The organism is Pandoraea sp. CB10b_02 (genome assembly GCF_002216225.1).
GTDB classification, from domain to species: Bacteria; Pseudomonadota; Gammaproteobacteria; order Burkholderiales; family Burkholderiaceae; genus Pandoraea; species Pandoraea nosoerga.
Genome location: NZ_NJGW02000004.1, coordinates 58,067 through 79,641, shown reverse-complemented (window position 1 = coordinate 79,641; position 21,575 = coordinate 58,067). Strand labels below are relative to the sequence as shown.

Annotated in this window: 18 protein-coding genes; 12 read left to right on the top strand and 6 right to left on the bottom strand. The window is 65.3% G+C overall.

What is annotated here, in order from left to right; all coding sequences use genetic code 11:
- Positions 1 to 111: 111 nt before the first annotated feature.
- The 5 genes from CDN36_RS05445 (at position 112) to CDN36_RS05425 (ending at position 6,496) form a co-directional block, all read left to right on the top strand.
- Complete coding sequence (locus CDN36_RS05445) at positions 112 to 828, top strand: phosphonate utilization associated transcriptional regulator (RefSeq protein ID WP_150553817.1); 717 nt, start codon at positions 112 to 114, stop codon at positions 826 to 828.
- A 214-nt stretch (positions 829 to 1,042) separates the two neighbouring features.
- Positions 1,043 to 2,296: a phosphonoacetate hydrolase gene (gene phnA, locus CDN36_RS05440; protein ID WP_150553816.1), complete on the top strand. Its 1,254-nt coding sequence runs from the start codon at positions 1,043 to 1,045 to the stop codon at positions 2,294 to 2,296.
- A 135-nt stretch (positions 2,297 to 2,431) separates the two neighbouring features.
- Positions 2,432 to 3,886 carry a phosphonoacetaldehyde dehydrogenase gene (gene phnY, locus CDN36_RS05435; protein ID WP_150553815.1) on the top strand — a complete coding sequence of 485 codons (1,455 nt, stop codon included), beginning with the start codon at positions 2,432 to 2,434 and terminating at the stop codon, positions 3,884 to 3,886.
- A 293-nt stretch (positions 3,887 to 4,179) separates the two neighbouring features.
- On the top strand, positions 4,180 to 5,988 hold the full coding sequence (locus CDN36_RS05430) for a Na/Pi cotransporter family protein (protein ID WP_150553814.1): 1,809 nt from the start codon (positions 4,180 to 4,182) through the stop codon (positions 5,986 to 5,988).
- Positions 5,948 to 6,496 (top strand): phosphonate degradation HD-domain oxygenase, encoded by a 549-nt coding sequence (locus CDN36_RS05425; RefSeq protein ID WP_287496193.1) that lies wholly within the window; start codon positions 5,948 to 5,950, stop codon positions 6,494 to 6,496. Before CDN36_RS05430 ends, CDN36_RS05425 begins: the two co-directional genes overlap by 41 nt.
- Before the next feature lie 80 nt (positions 6,497 to 6,576).
- On the opposite strand, the gene CDN36_RS05420 is transcribed toward CDN36_RS05425, so the two are convergent.
- The 6 genes from CDN36_RS05420 to uvrA form a co-directional block, all read right to left on the bottom strand.
- Positions 6,577 to 7,572 (bottom strand): hypothetical protein, encoded by a 996-nt coding sequence (locus CDN36_RS05420; RefSeq protein ID WP_150553812.1) that lies wholly within the window; start codon positions 7,570 to 7,572, stop codon positions 6,577 to 6,579.
- A 184-nt stretch (positions 7,573 to 7,756) separates the two neighbouring features.
- Positions 7,757 to 8,155, bottom strand: a complete 399-nt coding sequence (locus CDN36_RS05415; protein ID WP_150553811.1) for a RidA family protein — start codon at positions 8,153 to 8,155, stop codon at positions 7,757 to 7,759.
- The gene (locus tag CDN36_RS05410) at positions 8,152 to 9,132 is read right to left on the bottom strand and encodes a threo-3-hydroxy-L-aspartate ammonia-lyase (RefSeq protein WP_287496192.1); all 981 of its coding nucleotides are present in this window, start codon (positions 9,130 to 9,132) and stop codon (positions 8,152 to 8,154) included. The genes CDN36_RS05415 and CDN36_RS05410 overlap by 4 nt, the downstream gene beginning before the upstream one ends.
- Positions 9,129 to 9,857: a helix-turn-helix transcriptional regulator gene (locus tag CDN36_RS05405; protein ID WP_287496191.1), complete on the bottom strand. Its 729-nt coding sequence runs from the start codon at positions 9,855 to 9,857 to the stop codon at positions 9,129 to 9,131. Before CDN36_RS05405 ends, CDN36_RS05410 begins: the two co-directional genes overlap by 4 nt.
- Before the next feature lie 141 nt (positions 9,858 to 9,998).
- Complete coding sequence (locus CDN36_RS05400; RefSeq protein ID WP_150553808.1) at positions 9,999 to 11,027, bottom strand: AI-2E family transporter; 1,029 nt, start codon at positions 11,025 to 11,027, stop codon at positions 9,999 to 10,001.
- A 116-nt stretch (positions 11,028 to 11,143) separates the two neighbouring features.
- Entirely contained in the window at positions 11,144 to 14,008 is a 2,865-nt protein-coding gene (gene uvrA / locus CDN36_RS05395; protein ID WP_150553807.1) for an excinuclease ABC subunit UvrA, read from the bottom strand.
- Between the two features lie 480 nt (positions 14,009 to 14,488).
- Here uvrA and CDN36_RS05390 point away from each other — a divergent pair, with 480 nt between their 5' ends.
- The 7 genes from CDN36_RS05390 to CDN36_RS05360 all read left to right on the top strand — a co-directional run bounded on the left by CDN36_RS05390 (position 14,489) and on the right by CDN36_RS05360 (position 21,481).
- Positions 14,489 to 15,652, top strand: coding sequence for an MFS transporter (locus tag CDN36_RS05390; protein WP_287496190.1), 1,164 nt, complete (start codon positions 14,489 to 14,491; stop codon positions 15,650 to 15,652).
- Between the two features lie 30 nt (positions 15,653 to 15,682).
- Entirely contained in the window at positions 15,683 to 16,180 is a 498-nt protein-coding gene (locus tag CDN36_RS05385; protein WP_287496189.1) for a single-stranded DNA-binding protein, read from the top strand.
- Positions 16,181 to 16,325: 145 nt separating this feature from the next.
- Entirely contained in the window at positions 16,326 to 16,985 is a 660-nt protein-coding gene (locus tag CDN36_RS05380) for a GntR family transcriptional regulator (RefSeq protein ID WP_150553804.1), read from the top strand.
- A 455-nt stretch (positions 16,986 to 17,440) separates the two neighbouring features.
- Positions 17,441 to 18,508 carry a TauD/TfdA family dioxygenase gene (locus CDN36_RS05375; protein ID WP_150553803.1) on the top strand — a complete coding sequence of 356 codons (1,068 nt, stop codon included), beginning with the start codon at positions 17,441 to 17,443 and terminating at the stop codon, positions 18,506 to 18,508.
- A 177-nt stretch (positions 18,509 to 18,685) separates the two neighbouring features.
- Entirely contained in the window at positions 18,686 to 19,570 is an 885-nt protein-coding gene (locus tag CDN36_RS05370; protein WP_150553802.1) for an ABC transporter substrate-binding protein, read from the top strand.
- Between the two features lie 13 nt (positions 19,571 to 19,583).
- The gene (locus CDN36_RS05365; protein ID WP_150553801.1) at positions 19,584 to 20,723 is read left to right on the top strand and encodes an amino acid ABC transporter permease; all 1,140 of its coding nucleotides are present in this window, start codon (positions 19,584 to 19,586) and stop codon (positions 20,721 to 20,723) included.
- A gap of 14 nt (positions 20,724 to 20,737) precedes the next feature.
- Positions 20,738 to 21,481, top strand: coding sequence for an amino acid ABC transporter ATP-binding protein (locus tag CDN36_RS05360; RefSeq protein ID WP_150553800.1), 744 nt, complete (start codon positions 20,738 to 20,740; stop codon positions 21,479 to 21,481).
- The last annotated feature ends 94 nt before the right edge of the window (positions 21,482 to 21,575 follow it).

Below are 21,575 nucleotides of genomic sequence, written 5' to 3'. Positions count from 1 at the left end.
AATTAATCACGTAATGCCACAAATTGCCTCAGACGATCCGTTAAGGCAACTTGCCCCCGGTGTAACGGCTTTGCGTGATGGCACCCGTGCCCAGAGACAAGGAAGACCGGTATGACCTCCAAGCCCACGTCGCCGACCGCAATCGAGTTGCTGCAGAGTCAGTCGCTCACCACGCTCGTTCAGCACGAAATCGAGCGCCAGATCATGGCGGGCACGCTCACGCCCGGCACCAAACTCAATGAAATCGAGGTCGCGGGCCGGCTCGGGGTGTCACGTGGCCCGGTGCGCGAGGCGTTCCGCGCGCTCGAAGAGGCGGGGCTGCTGCGCACCGAGAAGAATCGCGGCGTGTTCGTGCGCGTGATCACGCTGGAGGAAGCCGAAGAGATCTACACGCTGCGCGGCGTGCTCGATGAATACGTGGCGCGCACGCTGGCCGAAGCCATCGACTCGGAACAGCTCACGCGGCTGCGCGAATCGGTCGAAGCGATGCACCAGGCGGTGGAGGCGGGCGACAGCGAGGCGTACTACGGCTTGAACCTGGCGTTTCACGACGCGCTCGTCGAGATGGTCGGCAATCGCAAGCTGCTCGAGACGTATCGCCGTCTCGTCAAGGAACTGAGCCTGTTCCGGCACGAGGCGCTGACCGGCGATACCTCGGCGCCGCCGAAGTCCGAGCGTGAGCATCGGGACATCGTGAGTGCCATCGCCTCGCGCGATCCGGAGCGCGCTGCGCGGGTCACGCGCGAGCATCTGTCGCGCGGACGGGCGCGCATTCGCGAGGCGCTCGCTCGCGTGCCAGGGGGGCCCGCGCAAGCGAGCGCCGGATGAGAACCGCAGTCCGGGACCACAGCCGGAGCCCACGCGCCAGACCCGCGCCGCCCTTGGGACAACGCATGAGCGCACACATGAGCCCGCACATTACCGCGCACCACGGCGTACTACCGCGCACGATCGCATTACGGAATACCCGGCCGCCGGGTTGGCAGCGCACCCTGCGCGACGCCAGCGGCGACCAACCGAGTTGCTCTTGAGGAGACCCGACGTGAACCAGCCCGTGCAGATCCAAGTCAACGGCCGCCAGTACCGGCTGCCGCAACAGCCGACCGTCATCGTTTGCGTCGACGGCTGCCAGTTCGAGTATCTCGAAGCGGCCGCCGCGGCCGGTGTGGCCCCATACCTGAAGCACTTGCTGGCCGAGGGGGCCGTGTTTCAGGGCGACTGCGTCGTGCCGTCGTTCACCAACCCGAACAACCTGTCCATCGTGACCGGCGCCCCTCCCGCCGTGCATGGCATCTGCGGCAACTACTTCTTCGATCCGGCGGCCGACGGCGGCCGCGGCGCGGAAGTGATGATGAACGATCCGGCCTATCTGCGCGCCGGCACGGTGCTTGCCGCCGCGGCCGACGCGGGCGCGAGCGTCGCGGTAGTGACAGCCAAGGACAAGCTGCGCAAGCTGCTCGGCCACCGCATGAAGGGCATCTGCTTCTCGTCCGAGAAGGCCGATCAGGTCACGCTGGCGGAAAACGGCATCGAGGACGTGCTCGGGCTCGTGGGCATGCCCGTGCCGGACGTCTACAGCGCGGCGCTCTCGGAGTTCGTGTTCGCTGCCGGCGTGCGTCTGCTCGAGACGCGCCACATCGACCTGATGTACCTGTCGACGACGGACTACGTGCAGCACAAATGGGCGCCGGGCACCGAGGGCGCCAATGCCTTCTACGCCATGATGGACAAGTACCTGCGTCGCATGGACGAACTCGGCGCAGTGATCGGGCTGACCGCTGACCACGGCATGAACGCCAAGCACGATCCGAAGACCGGCCAGCCCAACGTCATCTATCTGCAGGATTTGCTCGACGACTGGCTCGGCAAGGGCGTCGATGCGGGCGGCGCACGCGTGATCCTGCCGATCACCGATCCGTATGTGGTGCACCACGGCGCGCTCGGTTCGTATGCCACGATCTATCTGCCGCGCGACATCGACGCCGACGCGATCGGCCAGCGCATTGCCGCGATGCCGGGCATCGACGTGGTGCTGACCAATGCGCAGGCCTGCGCGCGCTTCGAACTGCCGCCCGACCGCGTTGGCGATCTCGTGGTGGTGAGCGATCAGTCGGTGGTGCTCGGTACGAGCGCGAGCCGCCACGATCTGACGGGCCTCACCGTACCGCTGCGCTCGCATGGCGGCATCTCCGAGCAGACCGTGCCGCTGTTGTTCAACCGCAAGACCGAGGGCATTCCAGGCAAGGCGAGACTGCGCAACTTCGACATTCTCGACGTGGCGCTCAACCACGTCTGAGGCCAAACGCGTGTGACGAACACAGAGATAGCGAGATAGCAAGATAGCGAGATAACGAGAACCAGCGGCGACGCGGCCCGCGCAAGGGCCGCACCGCCGGGCCCCTGTCCAGTTGGATATGCTGTGGAGAACCCCATGAACGCGCCGCACAAGCTGCATCCCGAGTTCCGTGCCGAAGCCCTTCGCATCGGCGGTGAAAAAGTGACCCGTGAACGGATCATCGAAGTCTTCAATCCGTACACGGGCGATCTGGTCGGCACCGTGCCGAAGGCTTCGCTCGAAGACGTGCGCCGCGCGTTCTCGATCGCCAAGCAATACCGCTCGACGCTCACGCGCTTCGAGCGTGCCAACATCCTCGAGAAAGCCGCGGCGCTGCTGCGCGAGCGCACCGCTGAAGCGGCGGCGATCATCACGATGGAGTCGGGGCTGTGCAAGAAGGACGCCGTCTACGAAATCGGACGCGTGGCCGACGTGCTCGGTTTCGCCGCCGGCGAGGCGCTCAAGGACGACGGTCAGGCGTTCTCCTGCGATCTCACGCCGCACGGCAAGAAGCGCCGCGTGGTCACGCAGCGCGAGCCGCTGCTCGGTGCAATCTCGGCCATCACGCCGTTCAATCACCCGATGAACCAGGTGGCGCACAAAGTCGCGCCCTCGATCGCGACGAACAATCGGATGGTGCTCAAGCCGTCCGAGAAGGTTCCGCTCTCGGCCTACTATCTGGCCGACACGCTCTACGAGGCCGGCTTGCCCGCGGAGATGCTGCAGGTCGTCACCGGCGATCCGATGGAGATCGCCGACGAACTGATCACGAACGAGAACATCGACATGATCACGTTTACGGGCGGCGTGGCGATCGGCAAGTACATCGCGTCGAAGGCCGGGTATCGCCGCATCGTGCTGGAGCTGGGGGGCAACGACCCGCTCATCGTGATGGAGGACGCCGATCTGGATCGCGCGTCCGACCTCGCGGTGCAGGGCTCGTACAAGAATTCCGGCCAACGTTGTACGGCCGTCAAGCGCATGCTCGTGCACCGCGATGTCGCGGCGGCGTTTACCGATCTCGTGGTGGAGAAGACGCGCGCGTGGAAGTACGGCGATCCGACCGACGGCGCGAACGACATGGGTACCGTCATCGACGAGGCGGCCGCGCGGCTTTTCGAGGCGCGCGTGAACGAAGCGATCGCGCAGGGCGCCCGCCTGCTCGTGGGCAACAGGCGCGAGGGCGCGCTCTACTCCCCGACCGTGATCGATCGCGTGGACCCGAAGATGACCGTCGTGCGCGAGGAGACCTTCGGCCCGGTCTCGCCGATCTTGACGTTCGGCAGCATCGACGAGGCGATCGCCATCTCGAACGGTACGGCCTTCGGCCTGTCGTCGGGGGTGTGCACGAATCGTCTGGACTACGTGACGCGCTTTACCAACGAACTGCAGGTGGGCACCGTCAACGTGTGGGAAGTGCCGGGCTACCGGATCGAGCTCACGCCGTTTGGCGGCATCAAGGACTCGGGGCTCGGGTACAAGGAAGGGGTGCAGGAGGCAATGAAGAGCTTCACCAATACCAAAACCTTCACCCTGCCGTGGGGGATCTGAGCGCGGCGCCGAGTGCGGGGCAGGCGGTCGTTGGCACCCCTGTCCCCCTTGCGCAACAAGGCTCGCCGGAATCGCAGCAAAAATTGTGACAAATTGATGACACGATTGTTGCTGGGGTCGTTTTGGTGTACGGTGTACCGATTGGGGATGCGCATGACGCGTGAACTTCATACGGATCCCGACGCCAGTGTAGGGCTGACGCGGGATGCCGGTATGGCAAACCAGTGGGCGCGTCATGCTGGCGGCGCGCCGCGCTGCCTGTCCCGTCGACAACAAGATCACGGAACACTGGCATGCTGACACTGCTCAACCTTCTCTCCGGGGTGGCGATGCTGATCTGGGGTACGCATATCGTGCGTACCGGAGTCCTGCGCGTCTACGGCGCCGATTTGCGCCGCATTCTCTCCCACAGCATTTCGAACCGCTTTCTCGCGTTCGCCGCCGGTGTGCTCGTCACGGGCTTGGTGCAGAGCAGCAACGCGACGGCGCTCATCGTGTCGTCGTTTGGCGCGCAGGGGCTCATCGCGCTGGCGCCTGCGCTATCGATCATGCTCGGCGCTGACGTCGGCACTGCGCTCATGGCGCGAGTCCTCACGTTCGACCTGCATTGGCTCTCGCCGCTGCTGATTTTCTTCGGTGTCATTTTTTTCCTGTCGCGCAAGCAGACCCGCGCGGGCCAGCTCGGACGCGTCTGCATCGGGCTGGGCCTGATCATTCTCGCGTTGCAGCTGATCGTGGCGGCGACCACGCCGATGACCGAGGCCGCCGGCGTCAAGGTGCTGTTCGGTTCGCTCACCGGCGACGTCATGCTCGACACGCTGATCGGCGCCCTGTTCGCCATGATCTCCTACTCGAGTCTGGCGGCGGTGCTGCTGACAGCCACGCTCGCATCCTCGGGGGTGATCTCGCTCAAGGTCGCACTGTGTCTCGTGATCGGCGCGAACCTCGGCAGCGGCATGCTGGCCATGCTCACCTCGGCCGGTCAGAACGCCGCCGGGCGTCGCGTGGTGTTCGGCAGCCTGCTCTTCAAGCTGATCGGCTGCCTGCTCGTGCTGCCGTTCGTCGACTACGCGCCGCGGCTCGTCAACTGGATCTCGGACGCGCCGGCGCAAGCCGTCGTCAACTTCCATGTGCTGTACAACCTCGTCCGCTGCGTGGTGTTTCTGGCGTTTACCGAACCGATGGCGCGTCTGTGCGTGAGGCTGCTTGCGGAAAAGCCGGAGGCGGACGGGGCGTTGCGCCCGCGCCACCTGGACGAGAGCGCACTCGAGATGCCGTCGCTCGCGCTGGCCAACGCCACGCGCGAGACGCTGCGCATGGGAGACATCGTCGAGCAGATGCTCAACGGTCTGCTGAACGTGATTCGAAGCAACGACGTGGTGCAGGCGCGCGAGACGCGCCGGCTCGACGACGACGTCGATCATCTCTACACCGCGGTCAAGATGTACCTCACGCGCGTCTCGCGCGAAAACCTGAGCGAGCAGGACAGTCGCCGGTGGACGGACATCATCTCGCTCACGATCAACCTCGAGCATGCGGGCGACATCATCGAGCGCATGGTGACGGAGGTCGAGGAGAAGAAGATTTCGCACAAACTGTCGTTCTCCGAGGCCGGTTTGCAGGAAATCTGCGACATGCATGCACGGCTCGTGGCAAACCTGCAGCTCGGCTTGTCGGTGTTTCTGAACACCGACCTGAAGAGCGCGCAGCGGCTCATGGCCGAGAAGGAGAGTTTCCGGGATCTCGAGCGCGCGTATTCCTACACGCACCTGAATCGTCTGGCCGGGCAGTCGGTGCAGAGTATCGAGACGAGCTCGCTGCATCTGGACATCATCAGCGACATGAAGCGGCTCAATTCGCTGTTCTGCTCGACGGCGTACCCGGTGCTCGACGATGCGGGCGCGTTGCGCAAGAGCCGCATGCGCGACAAGCCGAAGGAAACGAAGGAGATGAAGGACGCCAAGGCGCTCAAGGAAACGAAGGCGTCGAAGCTGGCGGCGCTTGCCGATGTCGCGACGGCCGCCGCCCCTGGTTCGCGCGACGACAACGAGAGTTCTCAAGATGGCTCTGAGCCTGCCGGACATCCGCACGCTGTTCGATAAATTCGGTTCGCTCGCCTACAGCGGCGAGCCTGTCACCCAGCTGGAGCACGCGCTGCAATGCGGCGCGCTTGCCGAGAGCGAGGGCGCCGACGAGGCGCTCGTCGCGGCCAGCTTCCTCCATGATCTCGGCCATCTGCTCAACCTGCAGGGCGACACGCCCACCGAGCGGGGCATCGACGATCTGCATCAATATTTCGCGTTGCCTTTCCTGCGGCCGCTGTTCGACGACGCCGTGCTGGAACCGATCCGGCTGCACGTGGACGCGAAGCGCTGCCTGTGCGCGGTCGACCCCGAGTACTATGGCCAGCTCTCGGCGGACTCCGTGCGCAGTCTTGCGTTGCAGGGCGGTGTGTTCAGCGACGAAGAGGCAAGGACGTTCCTGGCGCGCGAGCATGCCGGGGCCGCGCTGCGGCTGCGCCGATGGGACGATCGCGCCAAGGTGGCGGGCATGGCCACGCCGCCGCTCGATCACTACATGAGAGTGCTCGAGCGCGTGACGATCCAGTGATCGCCGCCGAAAGGAAGCCAAAAGACGAAGCCGCGCCGGGATGTACCAGCGCGGCTTTTTTTTAAGCGCTCCTGGGCGGCTCAGCGCGGCAGACGTGCCCGCCAGCTTGCGGGCAGCAAGCGAAGCACGGCGTTGCGCGACGGTTGCCAGAACACCGAGAGCAACAGCAGCACGCCGCCCACGACGATGGCGGCCATCGACATGGAGTGGTCGGGCGGCAGACTGGCGTCGTCGCCGTGCGGGGAGATGCCGATCACCATTTTCAGGATGGCGCTCAGCAGGTAGAGCAGCGAGGAAAGCATGAGCGCCCTGCGGTCGATCACCAGCGAGACGACGGTGAGCAGCGCGAACACGGCGATGACCGCGCCGGGATGCTGGGGCGAGAGCGCCCAGAAGACCGGATGCGTGACCATGCACGCGGCGAGCAGGTGAAGCCAGAAGGCGACGTCGGAGCGAATGGTGGTGCGCCGGGGATCCTGCGCGTCCCAATGCAGCGCCCAGAGGAAGATCGCGAGGCCGGCGGCGACGGTGACGGCCAGCAGCCAGTCGCCGGCGTTGGCATCGAACACGAGCACGTGGACCCATACGGTGATCACGATGCCGGCGAGGCCCATGGCAATGACCACCGGCACACGGAAACGCCACCAGAAGAGCGCGGCGCCGATCGCGGTGCATGCGCAGGTGGCGACGAGCGTCCACCCGCTCATCGACGCTCGCATGTTGTCGTCGAAGCTCAGCAGGGATGCATTGCCGAAGCCGAGCAGCGCAACCGAAGTGACGAAGCTGAACGAGAACCACAGCGCGGGTAGCGTCATGCGGCGCCGACGCACGAAAATTTCGGAAAGTCCCCATGCAATGGCGGCCGAAATGAGCATTTGCAACCATGACGGCAGGCGGTCGGTGAACCACACGGTGCCGAACGAGAGCAGCCAGGAGGCAATGACGACGAAGATGTCGTTGAAGCTGGTGACGAGGCGCAGCGGCTCGTCGTCGATGCGTTGCTGCGGCGCGGCCGTGGCGGTCGATGCGTGGTGGCGGGCGTCGTGCGAGGGTGGCGCAGAGAGTGGTTTGGTCATTGACGTGGTCGTGGATGGGCGTGGTCGGCGTTCGTGGCTCGAAGTGTATCGCTCTGACGAGCCTTCGATTCCGGAAATCCCGCGCCGTCGTGGGTTTCCTCCCCAAAGTTGCCTCGTTTTGGGAAAAAACCCGCATCGGGCGAGGCGACGGCGCCCAAGCGGCGGGCGCCGCGCCGCTCGCCGCTCACCCCGCCAGCGCCGTCGCCTCGATTTCCACGGCCACGCCGTGGCTCAATGCCGGGACGGGAACGACGCAGCGCGCCGGCCTGGCGTCGCCGGCCCAGGCGGCATAGACCTCGTTGAACGGTCCCCAGTCGTCCGCGTTGGTGATGTACACGCGCACCTGCACGAGCCGGTCGATGCGCGTGCCGCACGCCGTGAGGATCTGCGCCACATTGTCGAGCGCCTGCCTGGCCTGTACCGCGAACGGCGCGCCCGCGAGGCGCTCGCCCTCCGGCGTGATCGGCAGTTGTCCCGACACGAACACGAAACCGTTCGCGCAGACGCCGTGCGAGTAATGCCCCCGCGGCGGCGGCAGCGTGGGGACGTTCACCGCCTCGATACCACGTTCCCGGGTGGTCATGCCGGCTCCCCGAGCGTGAGTCTGGCAAAGCGCGCCATATCGACGTTGCCGCCGGAGAGCACGATGCCCACGCGCTTGCCGCGCACGTCGAGCTGGCCTTGCAGCACCGCCGCCGCCGCCAGGCAGCCGGTCGGCTCGAGCACGATCTTCATGCGGCTCGCGAAGAACTGCATCGTCCGCACCAGTTCGTCGTCGGTCACCGTCAGAATGTCGTCGACGAGCGATCGGATCACCGGAAACGTGTATTCACCCAGATGCTGCGTCTGCGCACCATCCGCAATGGTGCGAGGCGTTTCGATGTGCACGATCCTGCCCGTGCGCAAGCTCTGCTGGCCGTCGTTGCCCGCCTGCGGCTCCACGCCGTAGATCTCGATATCGGGGTTGAGCGCGCGCGCGGCCACCGCGCTGCCCGAGAGCAGTCCGCCGCCGCCCAGGCAGACCACGAGCACGTCGAGTTCGCCGGCGTCCTCGATCAACTCCTTCGCGGCGGTGCCCTGACCGGCCATGACGTGCGGATGATCGTAGGGCGGAATCAGCGTCATGCCGCGCTCGGCAGCCAGTCGCTGCGCGAGCGCCTCGCGGTCTTCCCTGTAGCGATCGAACAGGATCACCTCGGCGCCGTAGCCGCGCGTGGCGTCGATCTTCATCTGCGGCGCGTCCTGGGGCATCAGGATGAGCGCCGGCACGTCGAGTTCCCGCGCGGACAGCGCGATCGCCTGCGCGTGGTTGCCGGACGAGAATGCCAGCACGCCGCCGCGCCGTTGCTCCGTTGTGAACTGCGAAATCGCGTTGTATGCGCCGCGAAACTTGAAGGCGCCCATGCGCTGGAGGTTCTCCGCCTTGAAGAACAGGTGCGCGCCGGTCATCGCGTCGGCGGTGCGCGACGTGAGCACGGGGGTACGATGCGCGGCCTCGCGGATGCGGTCGTGAGCGGCGGCGATGTCGCCATAGGTGATCGCCAGGGGGGGAGCAGTCATGATGAGCCCTTCGGGTCGGAGAGGTAGGTATAGACGGTCGATCGCGCCACGCCCAGTGTGCGCGCCACTTCCGCGTGGGCCTGGCGCAAGTCGAGCAGGCCGCGCGCCTCGAGCACGCGGATGACGTCGCGGCGCTGCGCGAGCGTGAGGCCCGGCGGCGTGGTGTTGTGCCGCGCGGCGAACTCCGTGATGAGCGGGGCGATGTCGTCCAGACGTCGCGGGGCGAGCGTCTCGCGCACGGGCGCCGGCGCGGCATTCGCCACGTTGACCAGTTGCTGCACGCTGGCCGCGGCGGCTGCGAGCATCGAGACGTCCATGTTCAGGCAGATGGCCGCGACGTACTCCCCGGCGCTGTTCTTGAGCCCGATGGACGTGCTCTTGGCCGGGCGTCCGTCCGGAAACCGGTTCGCGTAGTTCGCAATGACTTCCGGGAACGCCGGGTCCGCAATGCGGGCCAGTCCCATTTCCGTGACGGCGTCGCCCGGCTGGCGGCCCGACAGGTTGTTGGCGATGGCGACGATCGCGTGGTCGGGATCGGTCAGGTCGTGCAAGACCACTTCGACGAGCGGCGCGAACGTCGCGCCGAGCGCCTCGACGATCTTGCGGCCTTCGCGCAGCAGCAGTGCGTTTTCTTCGTGCGGCCTCGTGGCGCTCACGCCCGATGCGGTGCGCGTGGCGGCGGGTCCGACGGCTTGGGGCGGTTTGGCTGATCTGGTGGAAGTCATGCGTTGACATTATGTCATTGAGTGACGGAATGTCAAATTTCGACGGGTTCATGACGGCCCTGCGAATTCGGCATGTCAGGAAGGGGGCTGCGCTCAGGATGGGCGCAGAAGAAGCGCGGCGCGGCTTTCGCGCCGCTGCTGTCATACGAGCTGTTTCTCGGCCAGTTCGCTCTTGAGATAGCCGTAGTAAATGGGCGCGGCGATGAGTCCGGGCAGTCCGAATGCCGCCTCCATCAGAATCATCGCCAGCAACAGCTCCCACGCACGCGACTGAATCTGCGTGCCCACGATGCGTGCGTTCAGGAAGTACTCCAGCTTGTGAATGATGATCAGGAACGTGAGCGCCGCGATGGCCACGTACAGCGACACCGACAGGCCGAGCACCACGATGAACGTGTTCGAGATGAGGTTGCCGATGACCGGCAGCAGTCCGACGACGAACGTCACCACGATCATCGTCTTGCGCAACGGCAGATGAACGCCGAACATCGGCAGCACCGCGAGCAGGAAGATGCCGGTGAAGAGCGTGTTGATGGCCGAGATCTTTACCTGGGCAAACACGATGCGGCGAAAGGCGTCGCCAAAGCGCGTCACGCGCCGCGTGAGCGCGGCGGCGAGCGGACGCATGTGCTGCACCGGCCGCACCGACGAGAGCGCGACCAGCGCACCGAGCACCAGTCCCACAATGATGTGGACCATGGCGTTCAGCGCTTCCTTGCCCACGAGCGACATTTCCTGCGTGTGGTCCTTGAGGTATTCGGTCACGGCCTGATGAATGTCGTCGCTGTCGGCGGGCAATCGCGCCGTCAGCCACACCGGCAACTGCGCACGGGCCTGTTCGACCACGTCCATCATGCGGGTATTGAGGTGTTCGAGGTGCCCCGCATCGCTGCGAAAGAAAGTCAGAATGCCGAAGATGAGGGCGGTCATCAGCGCGACGATCACGGCCGAGAGCAGCGCTACGGCCACCAGCCGCGCGCGCTCGCTCGAGATGCGCAGTTGCAGGCGCGGCCCGAGCACGTGGACGAGCTGGTAGACCACCATGCCCGAGAGCACGGCAGAGAGCAGGTGCACACTGAGAATCAGCCAGAGCGCCACGGCCGCGAAGACGTAGCTCGCCAGTTCGGTCCAGAACTCCCGGTTCGGATTCCAGCCAGAGCGCGGTTCCATGCAATGACGTCCTTGAAAGAAAACATCGTCCAGCCAGGCGGCGTGCGCGGCGTGCCGAACCCGCACTGCCTGCGCCGGACGTGCGGTGTTACACGATCTCGTGCATCCTCAGGCGTTCATTTGCCGCGTGCGAGCAGCGGCGCGAGATACTTGCCGGTGAAGCTCGCCTTGTTGGCGGCGACCTGCTCGGGCGTGCCCTGCGCAATGATCTGCCCGCCGCCCGCGCCGCCCTCCGGTCCAAGGTCGATCACCCAGTCCGCGGTTTTGATCACGTCGAGATTGTGCTCGATGATGACCACCGTGTTGCCCTGGTCGCGCAGGCGGTGAATCACCGTGAGCAGCAGTTCGATGTCGTGAAAATGCAGGCCGGTGGTCGGTTCGTCAAGGATATACAGCGTGCGGCCCGTGTCGCGCTTGGAGAGCTCCAGCGAGAGCTTCACGCGCTGCGCTTCGCCGCCGGAGAGCGTGGTCGCAGACTGGCCGAGGCGAATGTAGCCCAGCCCCACGTCGAGCAGCGTCCTGAGCTTGCGCGCCACCACCGGCACCGGCTTGAAGAACTCGTGTGCCTGCTCGACCGTCATGTCGAGCACCTCGGAGATATTGCGCCCCTTGTATTGCACCTCGAGCGTTTCGCGGTTGTAGCGCTTGCCGTGGCAGACGTCGCAAGGCACGTAGACGTCCGGCAGGAAGTGCATTTCGACCTTGATCACGCCGTCGCCCTGGCACGCCTCGCAGCGCCCGCCCTTCACGTTGAACGAGAAGCGGCCCGGATCGTAGCCGCGCTCCTTGGCGGTCGGCACGCCGGCGAACAGTTCGCGGATCGGCGTGAACACGCCCGTATACGTGGCCGGGTTCGAGCGCGGCGTGCGGCCGATGGGCGACTGATCGACGTTGATGACCTTGTCGAAGTGTTCCAGCCCGTCGATCTGCTCGTATGGCGCCGGCTCGGCCGACGAGCCGTACAGATGACGCGCGACCGCGTGATACAGCGTGTCGTTGATCAGCGTGGACTTGCCGGACCCGGAGACGCCCGTCACGCATGTGAGCAGGCCGACCGGCAGGTCGAGATTGACGTGTCTGAGGTTGTTGCCCGTCGCGTCGACGATGCGCAGATAGTCCTCGCCCGGCGCATGGCGCTCGGCCGGGACTTCGATGCGCCGCGCGCCCGACAGGTACTGGCCGGTCAGCGACTCCGGCGCGCGCTCGATCTGCTCGGGGCTGCCCTGGGCGATCACCGTGCCGCCGTGCACGCCCGCGCCGAGCCCCATGTCGACGACGTAGTCGCTCGCGAGAATCATGTCCTCGTCGTGCTCGACCACGATCACCGAGTTGCCGAGATCGCGCAGATGCTTGAGCGTGCCGATCAGCCGATCGTTGTCGCGCTGGTGCAGCCCGATCGACGGCTCGTCGAGCACGTACATCACGCCCGTGAGGCCGGAGCCGATCTGCGAGGCCAGGCGGATGCGCTGCGCTTCGCCGCCCGAGAGCGTGTCGGCGCTGCGCTCGAGCGAGAGATAGTCGAGGCCGACGTTGTTCAGGAACGAGAGCCGCGCGACGATTTCCTTGACGATCTTGTCGGCAATCTCGCGCTTGGCGCCGTGCAGCACCAGCTCGTGGAAATAGCCGAGCGCTTCGCGCAGCGGCAGGTTGCCGATCTCGTAGATCGCCCGCGCCTGCGGGCCTTCGCCCACCTTGACGAAACGCGCTTCGCGGCGCAGCCGGCTGCCTTCGCAGTCGGGGCAGGCGCGGTTGTTCTGGTACTTGGCGAGCTCCTCGCGCACGGCCACGGAATCCGTCTCGCGATAGCGGCGCTCCAGATTCGGGATGATGCCTTCGAAAGCGTGCGAGCGCACCGACGTGCGGCCCTTCTCGTTCACGTAAGTGAACGGGATTTCCTGCTCGCCCGAGCCGTACAGCACGATCTTCTGCGTTGCCTCGGGCAACTCCTCGAAGGGGGTGTCGACATCGAAATCGTAGAACGCCGCGAGGCTTTGCAGCATCTGGAAGTAGAACTGGTTGCGGCGGTCCCAGCCCTTGATTGCACCGGACGCGAGCGACAGCGCGGGGAAGGCGACCACGCGCTTCGGATCGAAGAACGTCATCTGGCCGAGGCCGTCGCAGGTCGGGCAGGCGCCCATCGGGTTGTTGAACGAGAACAGGCGCGGCTCGAGCTCCTGCAACGCGTAGGAGCACACCGGGCACGCGAACTTCGAGCTGAAGACGTGTTCCCTGTCGGTGTCCATCTCGAGCGCGATGGCGCGGCCATCGGCCAGGCGCAGCGCTGTCTCGAACGATTCCGCCAGACGCTGCTTCAGTTCCGGGCGGACCTTCACGCGGTCGATCACCACGTCGATGGAATGTTTCTCGGTCTTCTTGAGCCTGGGCAGCGCGTCGATGTCGTATACGCGCGCCGTGCCCTCGTTGGCCGCACCGCCGCCCGAGCGAATGCGAAACCGCACGAAACCCTGCGCCTGCATCGATTCGAACAGATCGGCGTGCTCGCCCTTGCGGTCCACGACCACTGGCGCGAGGATCATCAGCCTGGTCTCCTCGGGCAGCGCGAGCACCGCATCGACCATCTGCGAGACGCTTTGCGATTCGAGCGGCAACCCGTGGTCGGGGCAGTACGGGGTGCCCACGCGAGCGTAGAGCAGGCGCAGGTAATCGTGAATCTCGGTGACCGTGCCGACCGTGGAGCGCGGGTTGTGCGACGTGGCTTTCTGTTCGATGGAGATGGCCGGCGACAGTCCCTCGATCAGGTCGACGTCGGGTTTCTCCATCAGTTGCAGAAACTGGCGCGCGTATGCGGACAGGCTCTCGACGTAGCGTCGCTGGCCTTCCGCGTAAAGCGTATCGAACGCCAGCGACGATTTGCCGGAGCCGGACAGGCCGGTGATCACCACGAGCTGGTGACGCGGCAGATCCAGATTGACGTTCTTGAGGTTGTGGGTACGGGCCCCACGAATACGAATGGTTTCCATTGACGGTTCCGGGTCGTCGCCGAGGAATCCGCGCGGCGAATTGTCGCGGGGCGGGTTCCGGCCCCCAAGCGCTCGAATTTCCCGGAACGTCGAGCCGCGTCGGCACGGCGTTGGCCGGGCGTCGACGCGGCAGGGCGGCGGGAGCGGTCGGGCGGGCCGCTGGGGGGAAATCCGGGCGGCTAAACCTGCTAATATACCTAAGTTTGATTGCCGGAGCTGAACCGTCTGGCGGGCCATCCGGAGCGGTACGCCGGCACCCGGTGCAGATGGGGCCGAACCGCCCGATTTCCAGAGGCTGGCGCCCCTCCTTCGCGCCTTCGGCGGCAGGAACGCCAGACATCGGGCGCTATCCGGACGCCATCCGGGCGACTCCGGGACAGCAAGCGGTTTTTTCCTGCCATTTCCATCCCTCAGGACGTAATGTCTATCGATTCCGTGACTTCCGCTTCCCCTGCCACGACGCGCGGCCGAGGTGGCCGCATGACCCCGCTAGAAGTGCGCGCCAGCGCGTCGCTCGCGGGGATTTTTGCGCTTCGCATGCTCGGATTGTTCCTGATCATGCCGGTGTTCTCGGTATTCGCGCAGACGATCCCGGGCGGCAACAATACGTTCCTCGTCGGGCTGGCCATCGGCATTTACGGTCTGACGCAGTCGCTGCTCTACATTCCTTACGGCTGGGCGTCGGACCGCCTGGGCCGCAAGCCGGTGATCGTCTTCGGGCTGATCGTATTCGCGCTCGGCTCGCTCATCGCCGCCATGGCGCACGATCTGACGTGGATCATCGTCGGCCGGGCGGTGCAGGGCGCGGGCGCGATCTCGTCGGCGGTGATGGCCTGCGTGGCCGATCTGACGAGCGACGCCAACCGGACCAAGGCGATGGCGATGATCGGCGGGAGCATCGGCGTGTCGTTTGCGGTGGCCATCGTATGTGCGCCGTTCCTGTATCACTGGCTGGGCATGAGCGGGCTTTTTTCGGCGATCGGCATTCTGGCCGTCCTGGCGATTTTCGTTGTGCTGTGGGTCGTGCCCGCGCCGCCCCCGCATGCGCTGGCCGGTCCGGCACCGTTTTCCGAAGTGCTGCACAACCCGGAGCTGCTGCGCCTGAATTTCGGCGTGTTCGTGCTGCATGCCACGCAGACGGCGCTTTTCGTGGCGATGCCGCGCATGCTGGTGGCGGCCGGCTTGCCGGTGGCGCAGCATTGGGAGATCTATCTTCCCGTGATGGGGTTGTCGTTCGTGGCGATGGTGCCGGCCATCATCGCCGCTGAAAAGCGTGGAAAAATGAAGGCGGTGCTGCTCTCGGCGATTGCGCTGGTGGCGGCGGCGCAGGTGGCCCTCGGCGGGCTGCCGCCGACGGTCGGCGTGATCGCGGTGGTGCTTTTCGTCTACTTCCTCGGCTTCAATGTGCTCGAGGCGTCGCAGCCGTCGCTGGTGTCGAAGCTGGCCCTGGGGCAGCGCAAGGGCGCGGCCGTGGGCGTCTACAATACGACGCAGGCCCTCGGGCTGTTCTGCGGTGGTGCGCTAGGGGGTTATCTGATGACCCACTACGGTCAAAACGCAATATTCGCCGCCTGCGCGGCGGGGGCATTCGTGTGGCTTATAATCGCCGCACCGATGAGGACGCCAGCGCCTCGTCAGTCCTGAACGGATTTCAGCAATACCGGAGAAAGATTCATGGCATCAGTCAACAAAGTCATTTTGGTCGGCAATCTCGGCGCCGACCCCGAAGTCCGCTACATGCCGAGCGGCGATGCGGTCGCGAACATCCGTCTGGCGACGACCGATCGTTACAAGGACAAGCAGAGCGGCGAATTCAAGGAGATGACGGAGTGGCACCGCGTGTCGTTCTTCGGTCGTCTGGCCGAGATTGTCAACGAATACCTGAAGAAGGGTTCGTCGGTGTACATCGAAGGCCGCATCCGCACGCGCAAGTACCAGGCGCAGGACGGCACGGACCGTTACAGCACGGAAATCGTGGCTGACCAGATGCAGATGCTCGGCGGCCGCAGCAGCGGCGGCGAAGGCGGTGGCGGTGGCGGTTACTCGCGGGGCGGCGGCGACGAAGGTGGCGGTGGCTATTCGCGCGGCGGCGGCGGCGGCGGTGGCCGCCAGCAAGCGCCGGCCAAGCCGTCCGGCGGCTTCGACGACATGGACGACGATATTCCGTTCTAACGCGACCTTCGCGCGCAACGAACGAAAGCCCGCCCCCTTTTTGGGTTGCGGGCTTTTTTGTATCTTCCGAAAAAGTATACGGAAGTCGTGAATTGTATAATTCACGCGTCGTCCACCTCACTCCGATCCGCCGTCTTCCGTGACCATGAACGACGTTCCTCTCCTCTCCACCGTCGAGCGCGCCTACGAAGAAATTCGCCGGCAGATCCTGTCCGGCGAATTGCCGGAAGGCGCGCCCATTCGGCAGGATGACGTCGCGGCCAAAATCGGCGTGAGCAAGATCCCCGTGCGCGAAGCGCTCATGCGTCTGCAATCCGAGGGATGGGTGACACTCAAGCGCAACGCCGGTGCATTCGTCACACCGCTCACCGCAAGCGACTGCGTGGAGATGCTCGATCTGCGCATCGCGCTCGAATGCCGCGCGCTCGAGATCGCCGTGCCGAACATGGCGCCCAGCGACCTCGCACTTGCCGAACACCTGCTCAAGCGCTACGAGAAGGCCGACACCCCGCAGTCCTGGAGCGAGCTCAATCTCGCCTTTCACCAGGCGCTCTACGCTCCGGCGAACCGGCCGCGCCTGGTCGCCACCGCGCAGGCCGCGCAGGAGCGCATGGGGCGCTTTCTGCGCGCTCACCTCCTCGCCGTCAACGATCATCAGCGCTCCTACGACGAGCACGTCGCCATCCATCAGGCGTGCACGGCCGGCGACACGAAGACGGCTGTGCGTCTGCTTCGCAAACACCTCGAGCAAACCCAACGCGAAGTGATGGCCTATTTCCGTCTGACCGGCAAGACATACGCCTGATCACACAGCTCGCGCCGGTCGCTCGCCTTCGCATTTTCATGCGCGCCTCGGCGGCCTCGCGTTCCACCGCCGTCTCTTCCGGAAGCGCGGGCCGTCCGGCACGAGAGCGAGGCGTTGTTCTCGTCAAATCGTATACGAAAATAATAAATAATATACGTAGACAATTTTGTTCGCGTATAGTCGAGTCGACCGGGAGTCCACGTACCCGGGGGTTAGGGTCGTCCCGCGCGGGATTTCAGACCCGCGATTCGCGCCGTCCAGCCCGCCGGGCAAGGCGTTGCGAGCCGTCATGCCGTTGCGCAAACAAGCTTCGCGAGCCTGTTGTTTTCCGAGGCTAGGACTTTCCCTGATTGGACGCCGCTCCCGATTGTCGGACTTCAAAAGATGGGTGTAACGTCTTTACATGTATATACAACGTAAGGCGTACTGCTCATCACATCTATCAGGAGGATTTCATGGCCGAGTCGCAGAGTCTGCAAGGCGCGTGTGTTTGGCGAGGGACCGAAATGGTCAATCACGATCGTTGGGTCAAGACATTCCCGCCGATCGTGCTCGAGCAAATCGACGCTGCGCTGGACGCAACGAAGGACATCGATTGGCGCAACGTCAACCGGCACAACTTCCCGCTGCCGGATGCGGCTGCTTTCTTCGACGACGTGCGCGAAGAGCTGGAAAACGGCTCGGGCATGGTCAAGATCCGCGGCCTCGACGTCACGCGCTACAGCGTGGAGCAACTGCGCCGCATGTGGTTCGCGCTGGGCGCGCATCTGGGCACGCCGATGTTCCAGAATCGCCGCGGCGAGGTCATGCGCGAGATCAAGGACGAAGGCATGGGCGTCGGCGCCCGGCTTTACGGCGCGACAGTCGACAGCGCCGGCAAGCCGTTTCTGTCCTCGGGCGCACGCACGCTCTCGCCGGGTCAACTGCGCTTTCACACCGATCGTTGCGACGTGGTGGGCCTGCTGTGCGTGCGCCAGGCGTCCGAAGGCGGCGTGAGCAAGCTCGCGAGCAGTGCGACGGTGTACAACGAAATTCTCGCGCGCCGCCCGGACCTGCACGCGCTGCTGTGCAAGCCGATTCCGCGCAGCCGTTTCGGCGAGGAGGCGGGCGGCGAGCATATCGCTTACGATTTGCCGATTTTCGGCGTGCGCGACGGCAAGCTCACGAGTCATTTCTCGCTGACCTACATCGAGAACGCGCAGATGCTGCCCGGCGTGCGCAAGCTCTCCGAAGCCGAACACGAAGCCATTCAAATGCTCATGGCCGTGGCCGAAGAGCAATGCTTCGAGATGCGCTTCGCACCGGGCGACATCCAACTGCTGAACAATCACATCGTCTATCACGGCCGCACGGCGTTCAAGGACGACGCGACGACCGGCCAGGACCGCATGCTCATGCGGCTGTGGCTGTCGATGCCGAACTCGCGCGCACTGCCGGAAGATCACGCGGTGCTCTGGGGCGACGTCGAGTCGGGCAGGCCGCGCGGCGGCATCGCGCAACCGGCGGCGGCGCTGCCGGACTGATCGCCCCGAAGCAACGCCGGCGCGGGTGGCGTGAATGTCGCGCGCGCTTTGGCAAATTCACAGTAACGTAGCGGTGCCGCGACGCGGCGAAATCCCGAGCGCGTGGGGCACCGCCCCCCGGCCGCTCAACGTCGTCAGACACAACCTCGAACCTCGAAGACGCAAGGAGACTCCCCCATGAAACTGATCGAACGGCAAGACAAGACACGCGCACCTCGCAAGATGGCGCACGCGCGCATGCTGCTCATTTCGGCCGTGCTGGGCGGCCTTTGCGCGAGTGCCGCGGCCGCGCCCGATTACGGCAAGTGCGAAGTCACCGGCACGCGCGGCTCGGTGAAGCTCGAGACGGTCACGCCGGGCGCGCTGTCGGTGCGTCCCGTGCTGCCGGCGCCCGGCTGGTGGAACGGTGACTCGCCCGACACCATCAAGGACGGCTTCGAATACTGCATGGCCGCCAACATGGCGTATCGCGCCGGCCTCGATCGCGTGATCGTGGTGAACCGCTCGTTCGCGCAGGTCGTCACCGGTCAGGCGAAGGGCTTCGACATTGCGTTGAGCGAGATCACCATCACCGACGAGCGCAAGAAGGTCGTGAATTTCACCGATCCGTACTTCACCTCGGACCAGGGCGTCCTCGTCAAGACGGGAACCAAGGTCGACAAGGACAGCATCAAGAAGATGCGCCTCGGCGTGAAGCAGGGCACCACCATCCTGCCGTACCTGACCGACAAGGTGAAGGTCGCCGAGCACCCGAAGGTCTACACCGACACGGCCGCCATGTACGCCGCGCTCGCCGCCGGCCAGGTGGATGCCGTGCTGTACGACACGCCCAACGTGCTGTCCATCGCGAAGAAGTCCGAAGGCCGCTTCGAAGTCGTGGGGCGCTACGACACGAGCGAGCAGTGGGGCGGTCTGGTGAACAAGGATTCGCCGAATCTCGCGGCGTTCAACAAGCTGATCGCCGAGATGAAGAAGGACGGTACATTCGACCGGCTGGCCACGCAGTACCTGGTGCCGAGCCTCGGGGCAGACCCGGCCAAAGTGCCGGTACTGACGCCGTGAGGTCACCGTGTCGATGAGCGAATCCCCTCGGAAGGCGGCCGGCGCCGGGATCGGCGCGGCGGGGCGCGAGCGGCGGCTGAACATCGGCGGCATGCCGTCCTCGCCGTTCACGCTGTTGCTCGTGGCGCTGATCGGTGCGCTCGTCGCCATCGCGGGCAGCGCCTACACGATCGTCGCCTTGCGCGAAGGCCTCGTCGCGAACCAGCTCGACGGCTGGTGGGTGCCCGTGGGCGCCGTGCTGCTCGGCCTCGTCTCGCTGATCGTGCTCATGCCGCTTGTCCGGGCATTCGCGCGATGGCGCGCGTTTCGCCGCGCCGCCGCGCGCCGCGACGTCGTCGCCGCGCGCGTGGCGCGCGCCGAGGCAGACGTCCAGAGCTGGATCGCGCTCGGTTACACGCTCGCGCAGGTCATCGTCGTGCTTGCGCTGCAGTTCGTGCTCGCGAACCATCTCGCCGTGGCCAAGACGTTTTTCTTCCTGCCGCTGATCGTCAAGACGTTCCCGCTCGTGCTCGACGCGTTCTGGGTGAACGTGAAGATCTTCATCATCGCGGAAGTCTTCGTGCTGATCTGGGGCCTCGTCGTGGCACTGGCGATGTTCGCGCCGGGGCAGGCGGGCAAGCCACTGCGCTTCATTGCCACGGCCTACGTCGATATTTTCCGCGCAATGCCGGCCGTGCTGGTCATCTATCTGGTCGGCTTCGGCCTGCCGCTCACCGGCGTGCCGATCCTGAAGGACCTGTCGCTCACCACGTATGTCGTGATCGCGCTGACGCTCACCGTCGGCGCTTACGTGGCGGAAATCTACCGCGCGGGGATTCAGGGCGTTCACTGGAGCCAGGTGGCCGCCGCCCGCTCGCTCGGCCTGTCGTACACGCAGACCCTGCGCTTCGTGGTGCTGCCGCAGGGCATCCGGCAAATCATCCCGCCGCTGCTCAACGCATTCATCGCGCTGCAGAAGGACACCGCGCTCGTGAACGTGGTCGGCGTGATCGATTCCTTCAACCAGTCAATGGTCATCGCCTCGAATCACTACAACCTGTCGGCTGCCACGACCGTGGCCGTGCTGTTCATCATCATCTCGATCCCGCAGGTGCGTTTCGTGGAACGGATGGCGCAACGCGACCGGGCCCGCATGCGTGCGGGCGGCGCCTGAAGGAGCGAACGACCATGTCATTCCTCGAGATTCGCGACGTCACCAAGTCATACGGCGACGTGCCGGTCCTCAACGGGCTCGCGCTGAGCGTCGAAGAGCATCAGGTGGTCTGCCTCATCGGCCCCTCGGGGTCGGGAAAGTCCACGCTGCTGCGCTGTATCAACGGGCTCGAGCCCATCGACGCCGGCGAGATCCTCGTGCACGGCGACCGGATTTCGGGGCCGGGCGTCGATGTCAATTCGCTGCGCCGCGACATCGGCATCGTGTTTCAGGGCTACAACCTGTTTCCGCACATGACGGTGCTGGAGAACGTGACGCTCGCCCCGATCCGCGTGCTCGGGCAGCCTCGCCGCGAGGCCGAGGATCGTGCGATGGCGCTGCTCGAGCGCTTCGGTCTCGCGCACAAGGCAGCGGAGTATCCCGACCGCATGTCGGGCGGCCAGCAACAACGCGTGGCGATCGTGCGCGCGCTGGCAATGGACCCGATGGTGCTGCTGCTCGACGAGATCACCTCGGCGCTCGATCCGGAACTGGTCTCCGAAGTGCTGAACATCGTGCGCGATCTGGCGCACGACGGCATGACCATGCTGCTCGCCACGCACGAGATGGGCTTCGCACGCGAGGTCGCGTCCAAGGTCTGCTTTCTGTGCGACGGCGTGGTCTGTGAGGAGGGGCCGCCCGAGCAGATCTTCGGCGATCCGCAACAGGAGCGCACGCGAGCCTTCCTGCGCAGCATCCGGCAGGCCAAACGTCTTTGAGAGGGGCGACATTCGACTCGATTGCTCACCCAGTTTGGGGGACCTTCGGGTCCCCGTTTTTTTGGCGAAGAACGACGCCCCGGCAGGTAAAATT